General features: G+C 29.3%; 11 protein-coding genes. 5 read left to right on the forward strand and 6 right to left on the reverse strand.

The features are described 5' to 3' along the window. The first annotated feature begins 54 nt into the window (after nucleotides 1–54). From glpK to V3255_RS02015, 4 genes are all read left to right on the forward strand, one after another. Nucleotides 55–1,587, forward strand: a complete 1,533-nt coding sequence (glpK, locus tag V3255_RS02000) for a glycerol kinase GlpK (RefSeq protein ID WP_333503856.1) — start codon at nucleotides 55–57, stop codon at nucleotides 1,585–1,587. Between the two features lie 13 nt (nucleotides 1,588–1,600). Continuing rightward, entirely contained in the window at nucleotides 1,601–2,338 is a 738-nt protein-coding gene (locus V3255_RS02005; RefSeq protein WP_337904832.1) for an MIP/aquaporin family protein, read from the forward strand. A 91-nt stretch (nucleotides 2,339–2,429) separates the two neighbouring features. Then, the gene (locus V3255_RS02010; RefSeq protein WP_337898735.1) at nucleotides 2,430–4,466 is read left to right on the forward strand and encodes a leucine-rich repeat protein; all 2,037 of its coding nucleotides are present in this window, start codon (nucleotides 2,430–2,432) and stop codon (nucleotides 4,464–4,466) included. Nucleotides 4,467–4,753: 287 nt separating this feature from the next. Then, a complete protein-coding gene (locus V3255_RS02015; protein WP_333503503.1) occupies nucleotides 4,754–6,001 on the forward strand; it encodes an IS3 family transposase in 1,248 nt (415 codons plus the stop codon). 536 nt (nucleotides 6,002–6,537) lie between these two features. Here the strand turns inward: V3255_RS02015 and V3255_RS02020 are convergent. From V3255_RS02020 to trpS, 6 genes are all read right to left on the reverse strand, one after another. Then, entirely contained in the window at nucleotides 6,538–6,954 is a 417-nt protein-coding gene (locus tag V3255_RS02020; protein WP_337903076.1) for an IS3 family transposase, read from the reverse strand. 147 nt (nucleotides 6,955–7,101) lie between these two features. Further along, complete coding sequence (locus V3255_RS02025; protein ID WP_333503828.1) at nucleotides 7,102–7,719, reverse strand: hypothetical protein; 618 nt, start codon at nucleotides 7,717–7,719, stop codon at nucleotides 7,102–7,104. 194 nt (nucleotides 7,720–7,913) lie between these two features. Further along, entirely contained in the window at nucleotides 7,914–9,047 is a 1,134-nt protein-coding gene (glpO, locus tag V3255_RS02030) for a type 2 glycerol-3-phosphate oxidase (protein WP_333503829.1), read from the reverse strand. 53 nt (nucleotides 9,048–9,100) lie between these two features. Beyond that, a complete protein-coding gene (locus V3255_RS02035; RefSeq protein WP_252262641.1) occupies nucleotides 9,101–9,514 on the reverse strand; it encodes an MAG3450 family membrane protein in 414 nt (137 codons plus the stop codon). Further along, nucleotides 9,507–11,246, reverse strand: a complete 1,740-nt coding sequence (gene thrS / locus V3255_RS02040; RefSeq protein ID WP_333503830.1) for a threonine--tRNA ligase — start codon at nucleotides 11,244–11,246, stop codon at nucleotides 9,507–9,509. The genes V3255_RS02035 and thrS overlap by 8 nt, the downstream gene beginning before the upstream one ends. Before the next feature lie 3 nt (nucleotides 11,247–11,249). Further along, entirely contained in the window at nucleotides 11,250–12,233 is a 984-nt protein-coding gene (trpS, locus tag V3255_RS02045; protein ID WP_333503831.1) for a tryptophan--tRNA ligase, read from the reverse strand. 66 nt (nucleotides 12,234–12,299) lie between these two features. Here trpS and V3255_RS02050 point away from each other — a divergent pair, with 66 nt between their 5' ends. Next, a complete protein-coding gene (locus V3255_RS02050) occupies nucleotides 12,300–12,656 on the forward strand; it encodes a PTS transporter subunit EIIB (protein WP_044284230.1) in 357 nt (118 codons plus the stop codon). Nucleotides 12,657–12,661 lie beyond the last annotated feature (5 nt).

The following is a 12,661-nucleotide window of genomic DNA, read 5'->3' on the forward strand; positions in this document are numbered from 1 at the left end:
TCTTATCTAAATGGTATAATTAAATTAAAAAAATACCAAAAAGGGGGCTAAAAAATGGACAACACCATCAATCAAAAATATATAATGACACTTGATTCAGGAACAACTTCATGTCGAAGCTTGGTTTTTGATAAAAATGGCGATGTAATTTCGCTTTCTCAAAAGGAATTTCAGCAATATTATCCACAATCAGGTTGAGTTGAACATGATGCAAATGAAATTTGGAACACTCAACTTTACACAATGCAAACCGCTAAAACGCGTGCAAATTTAAAATCAAATGATTTTATCGCCCTTGGAGTCACAAATCAACGTGAAACTGTGGTTTTGTGAGACAAAACAACCGGTGAGCCGGTTTATAATGCAATCGTTTGGCAAGATCGCCGCACAAGTGACTTTTGTGATGAACTAATTTCACAAGGACACCAAGATTATATTAAAGAAAAAACTGGACTTTTAATTAATCCGTATTTTAGTGCAACTAAAATACGTTGAATTTTAAAAAATGTCCAAAAAGCCAAAGATGTTTTGGCACAAGGAAATCTTCTTGCCGGAACAATTGACACTTGACTTGTTTGGAAATTAACTCAAGGAAAAACTCATGCTACCGATGTCTCAAATGCATCAAGAACAATGATGTTTGATATCAAAGAGAAAAAATGAGACCAAAAAATACTTGATTTATTAGAAATACCAGTCGAAATTTTGCCAAAAGTTTTACCTTCTGCGGCCGATTATGGAATCGTTGAACCAAGTTTTTGATCAATTAATGCGAAAGGAAAAGTGCCAATTTATGGAGTTATTGGTGACCAACAATCTGCTTTATTTGGTCAGCTTTGCACTGAAGTTGGAATGGTAAAAAATACCTATGGAACAGGATGTTTTACCTTAGCAAATACAGGCCAAAAAATTGTAAAATCAAAAAACAATCTTTTAACAACAATTGCCTGACAAATTGGCGATAGTCCTGTTGAATATGCCCTTGAGGGTTCAGTTTTTATTGCTGGTGCAACAATTCAGTGACTTCGTGATGGACTTGGAATAATCGAAAATGCCGCTGATACTGATTATTTTATTTCTAAAACTGATAAAGATGACCACCGGACAATTTTAGTTCCATCTTTTACCGGACTTGGAGCTCCTTATTGAGATTCTTATTCTCGGGGCGCAATTTTTGGTCTTGAAAGAGGAACAAGAAAAGAACATATTATTAAAGCTGCCCTTGAGTCAATTGCTTTTCAGTCAAATGATTTAATTAAAGCGATGAAATCTGACTTAGGTCAAGAAATTACACTAATGAAAGTTGATGGTGGTGTTTCTAAAAGTGACTTTTTAATGCAATTCCAATCTTCAATTTCTGAGCTTGAGATCTCAAGGCCAAAAAACACCGAAACAACAGCAATGGGAGCGGCTTTTCTTGCGGGATTACATGCAAAATTCTGAAAATCAATTGACGAATTAAAACAAATTTCACAAATTGACAAAACATTTAAGCCACAACTTGACCAAAATCAGGTTCAAAAACTAGTTGCAAACTGAGATCTTGCTGTTAAAAAAACTCTAAACTGAGTAAAAGACATAAAATAAAAGGAAATTTTACATGGAAAATATCATTTATTTATCTGAATTTCTGGGAACGGCAACGCTAATTTTGCTAGGAAATGGCGTTAATTATTCTGTAAGTGCAACAAAAATGTTTGCAAATCAATCAGGAAAATGGATTGTTATTGCCCTTGGTTGAGCTCTTGGTGTGCTTTTAGGAATTATGGTTGCTAACGGAATAGCCGGTAATATTTCTGTTGCCCATTTAAATCCTGCAGTCTCAATTTTTTCTGCTATCAGCACAAAAAATGCCAAACTTTTAGCACTTATTCCTTTGCAAATATTAGGGGCAATTTTTGGCCAGATAATTCTAAATACGATTAACTGAAGTCATATTAAAGAAACAAAAGCAGAAGTTATTGCCTCTTGTCACCACACCGGACCGGCATTTAAAAAATCTTATGTAAGCAACTTTTTATACGAATTTATCGGAACTATTGTCTTACTTGCCACAATTGCCTTTTTGGATAAGTCATTTCAAACAATGGGACCAGTAATTGTTGCGCTAATCGTGCTTTCAATTGGACTATCACTTGGTTCTTCAACTGGTTATGCTATAAATCCCGCGCGTGATTTTGGTCCAAGATTTATCTTTTTCCTTACTTCATTTGTCTTAAAAAAACATAATAATTTCTTAAATGTTAATAATTGAAAAGAAATTTACGGATTTGATTATTCATGAAATCCAATTATTGCTCCTAGTTTAGCCGCAGTTTTACTAGGTTTTGCGATTTAATTTGCCTGTTTTACTAAGTTTTTGATTTCTTTCTTGGAAATTTTTAGCCAATTTGCTATAATTTATAGTTAATATTTTAGTTAGGGTCATTATGAAAAAACTTAGAAAATCGTTGTTTTTACTGTTAATAAGTTCAGGGAGTTTGTTTTTAACTTCTTGTGGGCTTGCAACATCACGAATTGAGTTGCAAAACAAAAAAGATGAAAGTGCCAAAACTCAACATCAAGAGAATAAGTTTATTCAAAAAGAAACTCTAACAACTGAAAAAACCGACGATTTGGTAAATAATTCAGAAACCCAAATTAGCCAAGAAAACAATTTTGAACAAAAAATTGATCAAAAGTCAAATCTAGTTTCAATTCCAAAACCTAATATAAAAACAAAAACAGTCAAAAAACAAATTTTAAAAAATTTTAACCTAAACAAAAACCAAAACCAGCAACAACAGCAACTTTTAAGTCTAAAAAATAATAATAAAACTGAAATTATCACTAAAAAGCAGCCAGAAGTGGCTGTTTTTGTAAATTATTCGCAAAAATATTTGCAATTAGAAAATGATGTCAAGAATTTTATTAACATTGAATTAAAAGAGCTAAAACACGAATTTTTCAGGGATAAATTAAATCAAGTAATTGACGAGGTTGAATATGAAAAAATCCGTGACCAAAAAAATCAAAATCAATCCTTTTTCAAAAATAGCATCGAAAAACTAACAAAAATTTTTGATGAAGTTAAAACTAATTATAAAAATTCAACTGATTTTTCAGAAATAATTGAGCCAAAAATTCAAGATGAAAAACCAAAAGAAAAAGACGAAAATTCTTATCCTTTAGGGATTGAAAAATACCAAGATTATCAAGGTAATTTAAATTCCAATAATTCTGCCAAAAGTTTTATGAATTTAATTGATCCAAAAGATGTAAGAAATTTTGAATATCAAGGCTATAACGAACAAAATCGCAAAAAAGTTGCTGATTTTACTAAAAAATTAATCGATGAATCTAAGGCAAAAACTGATGAAGAAAAAATAAAAATTATTTTTGACTGAATAGTTAAAAATGTAAAATATGCTTGAAATCTAAGTCGGATTCCCGCAGTTGAACCTTCTGCTGTTTTAGAAGAATTATACGCTGTTTGTGGTGGTTATTCTAATTTATATAAGGCGATGCTTGATTCAATTGGCATTAAAAATTCAATTGTCATTGGTTGATCAAAATTTGGTCCACACCAGTGAAATTTAGTTTTTGATACAAAAGCCAAAGAATTTTTTCACTCAGACCCAACTTGAGGACAATTCAGAAGAAATGATGCTGAATTTGCAAAAGATCATAAAACCTTCAAAATTCTTGACTCATTTTATTCAGAAAATGGTCAGACTTATGAGTATAATTTAGGTGTTTCGCTTGTTTCTGCTAATACTAGCGATGCTAAGCCTGCCTTTCAAATTAAAAATAAGTCTAAAGTAGTCGGAATTTCTAATGATTTTCTAAAAAAAGCAAGTAAATTATACATTGGTCCAAATGTTTCGCGGATCGATTATCAAAGTGGAACTTTTAGTGTTAAAAGTATTGAAGTTGATCCCCAAAACCCTTATTTTGCATCAAAAAACGGCGTTTTATATAATAAAAACTTGACAAAATTAATTATAATGCCTGAAAAATACGACTTTTCTTCATTTGTTTTGCCAAAAACAGTCCAAGAAATCGAGGATTACAAATTTTCTTTAAATGCAAAAAATTTAGAAAAAATCACTGTTGAACCAGGAAATTACTATTTTAGAGACTATGGCGGAATTTTATACAACAACGATTTAAGCAAAATTATTTTTATACCTAAAAATTATAAAGGCAAAATTATTACTGCTAAAAACGTTAAATTAGATCCACATACATTTGCAAATAATCCAAAAATCACTGAAATTGAAATTAGCCAAGGCACAAAAGAAATTCCTGATTTTACATTTAATTCTCTAAGTTCGCTTTCAATTATTCAAATACCACAGAGTCTTGAAAAATTTTCTGAAAATGCTTTTGTAGGAATTGATCTAAGAAAAGTGAAAATAATTTACCCGCCAAACATTGACAAAAATGTTGCCAATGTTCTGAAAAAATTAAAAAAGATGCAGTAATTTATTGCATCTTTTTTAATTTAGAAAAGTATTATAAATATTAGGTGGGTTGCTTTAAAATTACTTTTTTATCAAGTTTATTTGATTTTCTTGAGTTTGCCAGTTTGATGGCAAAGATTCACCGTTAATATAAATGTGCAAAAATACCGGTAAATCCGTGTTTTTGAGGCAGAAATCTTAATTTTTATTATTTTGAATAAGCTTTTGCAAAAAAAAAAAAAAAATGCTTGGTCAAAAATTAAATTAGTATATTAATTTCAGGCACATTCAAAAAAAGGTGTGTCAAAATGAAACAATACAAATTCACAATTGAAGACAAATTTAAATATATCAAAATTGCCGAATCTAAAGGGTTAAAAAATGCAATTTTGCATTTTGCTGAAGAATTTAGAGAAATTTACAAAAGCAAATCAAAAAGTAAAAAAGCACATAAAGAATGAATGTTGCATATATATGCTAATAATTTGATAAGAAATTGGCAAAAAAAGTTTTATAATAATGATATGAAAAGTCTAATAAGCACTCGTGGAAAAATCAAATCTCCGCGTAAACCAAAAAAGAAATATACAATTAATGATCTTTCTGAAAATGATCGTGAAATTTATCAAGAAATAATGGAGAATGTTCTTAGAAGATACGGGATTGACCCCGCAATTGTTCTTGAGGAAGTCAAAAAACGAAAACAAGAGCAAGAAAAAGATAAAAACAAAATCGAAAATTCCACTAGAATTTGTAGTGTTTTTAACGTTAATCGCAGTTCGATTTATGAGAAAATAAGGGTGAAAAAACCACCAAAGAAAATGATTTATGATGAAAAGTTACTTGAGTGAATTCGTGAAAATTTCAATTTGAATCGAAAGGTAAAAGGCCGAGACATCCTATATAATATTTACATAAATCAGGGAAATTATGTAAGCACGTACATGTTTCAAAAACACTACGAATTTTTAGGATTAAAATCAATTGCTTATAAAAGGCAAGGAAAACCAGCGCCAAAAGAGAAAAAGTTTACGCGAATTTGGACTGAAGATCATATCAAAGGTGAATTTAGCTCAGAAAATTTTGGTGAAAAATGGTTTGCTGATATTAAATTTATCAAAATTAACAACGAATGATTTTACCTACACTCAATTATTGAAACAAAATCCAATTACTTGCTCAATTTTTCGATTTCTAAAACAAGATTTTCAGAAGAAACTATAAACTTAGTAAAAGAAACAATCAAAAAGTATAATATTAAACCAAAATTTTTCCATTCAGATCATGGCGTGGAATATGCGAACTACAAATTTGCTAATTTTTTAAGACAAAACAATATCCAACAATCAATGTCACCAAAAGGAAATGCTCTTGCAAACCGACCTATTGAATATTTTTATGCCGTTTTTCAACGCGAATTGATTAATATTGAGGGCCAAAATTTTGAAAATGTGGCTATTGCTTATCAAAAAATAAGTGAATTTATTGATTGGTATAACGATCAAAGGCCTCAAAGTTGTTTATCATATAAAACTCCAAGCTATTATATGAGGTAAATTATTTGCCCAAATTTTTAAAATGAACATGCTAGAAAAAATTAACAAAAGTGGTGTAATCAAAATCATAGGTAAAAAACTAATTGTCTGAGATTTTTCTACCAATTTATGCTTGGTCAAAAATAAAAATAAGTTATAATATAGTCACTAAGAAGAATTGATAAATTTTGATATTGAATTAAGGAGGAGTTAATTATGTTTTTTGTCTAATGTGCTCTGATAGCGCGAATTTTCCATTATATTTTTAAATATGATGGAATGCCTTAAATTTAACCGTTTAGAAATCTATAAATTTATGGCTTTTGTTTATTGTTCTTTCAAAACTTCATATATTTTTTTAGGCTCAATGTAAGTAAAAATGAGTTCTCTATTTACATTGAGTTTAAATAGTAGTTGTATTTTTTTATGATTTTTGTTGTTTTATCCATAAATTGATTTTTGCCAGTGTTTTAAAATAGGTAATTAACTTTTGCTAAAAAAGTTAAAAAACTGCCCAAAACTAAACTAGGACAAAAAAAAAAAAAAACAGTCTAATATTATTTTAACATCATAGCATATTGCTGTGGTATTTTTCAATTTAAAATTGATTGAATTCTATAGTTCTTGTATCAAAATATATAATCTGCAATTATTTTTTTCAGATCTTCTAAAGTTATTTTACTGTAGTCTAACTCGTTTAAGCATTCGCTTTTTATAATTGAAAATCAGTATTCAGGCTCCCTATTATCTAATGAATTTCCTGCACGAGACAACGAAACAGTTCCTCCCATTTTATTTATTTTGTCAATATAGATTTTTGAAGTGTATTGAAATCCATGGTCTGAATGAATAACAAAATCTTTATCAATAGACCTAAATGTCTTTATATTATCCATAACTAAATGAAGATCATTGTTTACAGATAATTTAAAATCTCTGATGTTTTTAGTTTTATGCTCAATTATTACAGGCAAAAATACATGGCTATCCTTAACATCTCTGGGAGCTTTTATATATGTAACATCAGTAGCAAAAATATTTCTATTTAATTTATCATTGTAGTCGCGCTTAATAATATCCGGCAGTGCGAATTTTGTGTTCTTAATTTCGCTCTTTCTTCATTATTTTCTAATTTTACATACTAAATTCAATCTTTTTAAATGTCTTCCAAGAGTTCGAGGGTGAATGTAAATATTATATTTCATAGAAATATAAGCACTCAACCTTAAGCGACCATATCTACCTTCGTTATCAAGAAAGGATTTTTTAATTATTGCGTCATTTTTGTGCTCCTTTACTTTTATAACTCTAGTTTTAGATTTTGCCACTGCTTGTCTGCATACATTAAAAATTTTTGCAGATTTGCTGTAGGGAATATTTAGTGTTTTGGCTTCACTAAGTTTTGCTGATTTTGCTTTATCTTTATTGATTTCGTAATATTTCTTAGCTATTTCTATTAATTCTTCTTTTGTAAATTCGTTTGAATCAGGTTCAATTGATTTTTTAGGTCTGCCACTCCCTGGCTTTCTGTTTGCACCTTTTTTATCTAATAATTGATCTTGCATACCATTATTATAATATCTAATAATTTTTTTGATTCTTCGAAGTAGTTGACTTCTGGTTATAAAATTTGTATCTGGCGAAATATCATTAATATAATTTATTGTTTGTTTTAATCCAAATTCATTGTAAATTTTATAAATCATATCAAACTCGTCTTTTTTAAAGTGTCTTGACATTAGTATTCTCCTTTTTGTTGCATTTGAAAATTTAAAAAAGCTAACACTTTGATTGCTAGCTTTCTCCTTAAACTCGGACAAAAAAGCCAACACCTTAGTGTTAATTTTTTTGCCTAGTTTAAACCGGACACTTTTTTAAGATTATCTATCAAATTGGGAAACTCGTGATAAATATTCGCTAGATTGATCTAAAATTACTTTTTTATTAAGTTTATTTGATTTTCAACTAATTTTACAATTTCTAAAGCAATTGCAGGGGCTGCTGATAAACCTGGCGACTGCATTCCGGCGGCAAAAATAAAATTAGGATCTTTATAAGAAGGTCGAATAACAAAATCACTATCCTGAATTTCAATCGGTCTTGAGCCTGCAAGTGCAAAAATTGTTTCCTGATAATCTAAGGTTGGAATAATTTTATGACCAATTTTTTGAATTTGCTCAACAAGACTAAAGTCAAGACAATTTACCTTTGATTTATCGATGTTTTCTTCGGCTGTTGGTCCAACTAAAATATTACCATCAGGACGAGGCGCGACAATCACACCTTTTCCATATTTTTGAGGCACTAGAAAATAAACATCTTTTACATCAGGGTGATTTTTAAGAATTAAATATTGACCTCTTCTTTGTTTTTGACTAAATTCGGAAAATCCGGCTAATTTTCCAATTTCATCAGCATAATGACCGGCGGCGTTAATAATAATTTTAGTTTGAAAAATTTTATTTTCATCATTATTTGTTTCAATTTCAAATAACTGTTGGTCATTTTTTGAAATTGAAACAACTTTTGTATTAGTATAAGAATCAACACCATTTTTAAGGGCAATTTCTAAAAAAGCAAGACTAGATTTGACCGGATCAATAACTCAAGAATTATCACACTCAAGGGCTAAAGATGCTTGTTTTGAAACTAAAGGATGTTGAGTTTCCAGCTCTTTTTTTGATAAAACTCTTAAATGTGATTGACTAAGTCCGTTGATAATTCCGCGCTCATAAAGATCATGAATAATTTTTTCTTCTTCTGAATCAAAGGCAAGAACAATGCTTTTTGCTTGTTGACGAGGAAAATTTACTTTTGGAAATATGTTTTCAATTCACAATTTATGTCCTAAAACATTTAATTTTGCTTTTAATTTATGCGGTTTTGGGTCAAAACCACAGTGAATTATTCCTGAATTTCCTGTTGTTGTTTCTGATGCAACGTATTTTTTTGCCTCAAGTATTGCAATTTTTAGTTTAAATTTACTCAATTCATAAGCAATATTTGTGCCGATTATCCCAGCACCAATAATAATTACATCGTATTTTTGCAATTTTTTAGTTTCCATATGTCACTAATTCCTTTTGATAATTTTATAACTTAATTATATCAAAATAATCGCTATTTATTGGTTGATTTTAGTTTGTTTTTATATAAACGGTTAGCAATTTTCTTTTTGATAATCAAAGACGGAATAATTAAAAAAATTGAAATTAAAACTAAAATAACACGTAAAATTAGCAAAGCTCTTGTTGAATTAAGTGGATAGGTAAGCAGTAAAAAAGTTAATGAAAATAAAATAACAGTATAATAAAAAATAAAAGAAAAATCAACCACTTTTAGCCTAGTTAAAATTAATGACGCAAAAAAACAGACAAAAAAATTTAAAATCCCAATAATGGCTAAAATTCAATATGAAATTATCTCTTTTTGCCAAAAATCAGGCGAAAAAAATATATAAATTAAGCTAATTGGAATAAAAATTACAATTAATGCAAAAACAAAATCCGGAATTTTTGTTATTTTTTTATACATTTTTTTCGCGGTTTTTTAGCAATTCAATAAAGTCAACTAATGAAATTTTAAAAGATTCTTGTGAACCAAATTCGCGATAAGTAATTTCGTTTTTTGCTATTTCTTCATCACCTATAATTATCTGAAAAGCAGTTTTTTGTAAATTTGCTTCACGAATTTTACGTGTAATTCGTTCAGATCTTAAATCAATTTCAGAATTATACCCTAAATTAAAAAGTATTTCATGGATTTTTTTACTATATTCATAATGTTTTTCACCAACGGGAATCACGATAATTTGCTTTGGTGAGAGTCAAAATGGCAATTTTCCCTTAGTTTGTTCTAATAAAATTGCAATAAATCGCTCATAAGTTCCAATCAGGCCACGGTGAATCAATATTGGAGTTTCTTTTTGATTAAATTCGTTAGTAAAACTAATTCCAAATTTTTGTGGCAAGAGAAAATCTAGCTGTAAAGTCGAAATTGTGACCTCTTTATTTAATGCTGTCTTAATTTGAAAGTCGATTTTTGGGCCATAAAAAGCAGCTTCACCGATTTTTTCAACATATTCTACGTTGTTTTGATCAAGAAATTGCTTTAAATCATTCTCGGCTTGATTCCACATTAAATCATCTTGGAAAAATTTTTCTTTGTTTTGTGGGTCTCTTTTTGAAAAAGAAATATAAAAAACTTTTATTTTGAAAAAATCAAGCACTTCTTGAATCATCTTAAAAAGGTGGCTAATTTCGCTAAAAATTTGCTTTTTTGTGACAAAAATATGCCCTTCAGTTAAATCCATTGCTCGAACTCGCTCTAAACCTGAAAGTGCGCCTGATTTTTCATAACGATATAATCTAGATTGCTCTGAAACTCTAAAAGGCAAATTCCGATAACTAAAATGTTGCTCAGAAAATAAAATTATATGGTGTGGACAAGTCATTGGTCGCGGAATAAGTGCTTCATCTTCAACTTTAATTGGCGAAAACATGTCATCTTTATAATGTTGTAAGTGCCCTGAAATTTCATAAAGGCTTTGGTGACCAAAATGAGGGGTTAAAACTTCTCTAAAACCGTAATTTCGGTCAAATTCTAGTATTTTTTGCCTAATTTTGTTATGAATTTTCATCCCGTTTTCAAGTCAAACTGGGAAACCAAGTCCAAAATAATGGCTAAAACTAAAAAGTTTTAGCTTTGAACCAATCCGGCGGTGATCTCTTTCTTGTCTTTCTTGTAAAATTTGAACAAATTTTTCAAGATTTTCCTTTGAATCTCAACTTGTACCATAAATTCTTGTGAGCTGCTTATTTTTTGAATTTCCACGTCAATAGGCACCTGCAATTTTTAGGAGTTTAAAATTTTTTATTTGATTCAGACTCTCAAGATGTCTTCCAGCACAAAGATCCTCAAAAAGTATATTGTTTTGTTGGTCAACAATTGAAAAATAGGTCACTTTTTCCGATTTGTTTTCAAGATCAGATTTTAGCTCTTGTTTGTAAATTTGACTTTGAAAATCAAGATTGTTACCTTCTGTTTGAACAATTCTTAAATTTTTTGAAACTAATTTTTTCATTAATTTTTCAATTTTTCCAAAATCTGACTCAGAAAGTGGAGTTTCTAGATCAAAATCATAATAAAAACCATCATCATAAACAGGACCAATTCCTAATTTTACATTTGGGAAAAGCGTTTTTATTGCAAGCGCTAAAAGATGAGAGGTAGAATGATTGAGTTCATAATCAATTTTTAATTCCATGAGTTAAAGCCCCATTTTTTGTTTTATTGTTTTTAAATTTGAATTTGCTATTTGATTTGCTTTTTTCGCCCCATTTTTTGCAAAATTATCAACAAATTGTAACATTTTTTGGTGTTTTTTTTGTAAACCTTCGAGAAAATTAGCAACGATTGTTCCGACTGTTTCCTTCAAAAACTTATAGGATTGATCTTGAAAAAAATTAAGAGTTTCTTCTTGAGTTTTATCAGTAAAGCCCATATAAATATTCAAAAGATTATTGATCCCAGGCTTTTCTTGACTAAAATAAATTTTATTTTCAGAATCAGTTTTTGCTTTTTGAATTTTATTATAGGCTTCTTGAGGCGAATCACTTAAAAAAATTGCCGAGTTTTTTTGACTTGTTGATTTAGACATTTTTTTGGTTGGATCAGTAAGTGACATTATTTTTTGGGCATTTTGGGAAATTATTGCCTTAGGAATGACAAAATCTGTCTTATAAATTTTGTTAAAACGATGAGCAATTTTTCGTGTAAGTTCTAAATGCTGTAATTGATCAGCGCCAACGGTTACAAAATCAGGATTATATAAAAGAATATCTGCAGCCATTAAAATTGGATAAGTTAGTAAACCTGTTGGAACTTTTTCGGTATTATTTTCCTGTTTTTGGCGAGATTTATCTTTAAATTGCGTCATTCTTGAGAGTTCGCCGATTGTTGTTTGGGATTGTAAAAGTCAAAAAAGTTCACTGTGAGCACTAACATCAGATTGAAAAAATAATACTGTTTTTTCAGGATCAAAACCACATGCAAGATAAAATGCAAAAATACTAGCCCGATTTTGGGTTAATTTTTCTGGGTCGATTGGTAAAGTAAGGGCATGAAGATCGGCGACAAAAATAAAATTTTCATATTGATCTTGAAACGAAAGACTCGGTTTTATCGAACCGAGAAAATTACCAATCGTCAAGTTTCCAGTTGCAGTTATTCCACTTACTAATCTTTTTTTCATAGCAAAAAAATTTTAGCATAATTATAATGAATTTTTTAGAAAATGAGTATAATTTAAAAAGATATTATGAAGCTAATTTCCAAAATCATTTATTTTCTTTTGCAAATTTTTAGCTTTGGTTTGTTTGCTAAACGTATTAAAGAAAAACATAATAAAACAAAGTCTGAAATCACCTTTGATGACAAAATCGGTTTCAAAGTTGATGATCTAGTTAAGTTTTTAGGCGGGACTAAAAATATTGACTCATGTGATTTTACAGTTTCTAGATTAAAGATTAAATTAAAATCAACTGAAGGCATCAATGTTGAAGAAATTGGAAAATTAAAAGGGATTTCAGGCGTTGTTGTTGGTTTAAACGAGATTAATTTAATAGTTGGCAATAAATCTAAGGCTATTTGAAAAGCTATAAATAATTTTGAATAAGTTTA

It is taken from the genome of Mesomycoplasma ovipneumoniae, assembly GCF_038095975.1.
Lineage (GTDB): Bacteria > Bacillota_I > Bacilli_A > Mycoplasmatales > Metamycoplasmataceae > Mesomycoplasma > Mesomycoplasma ovipneumoniae_C.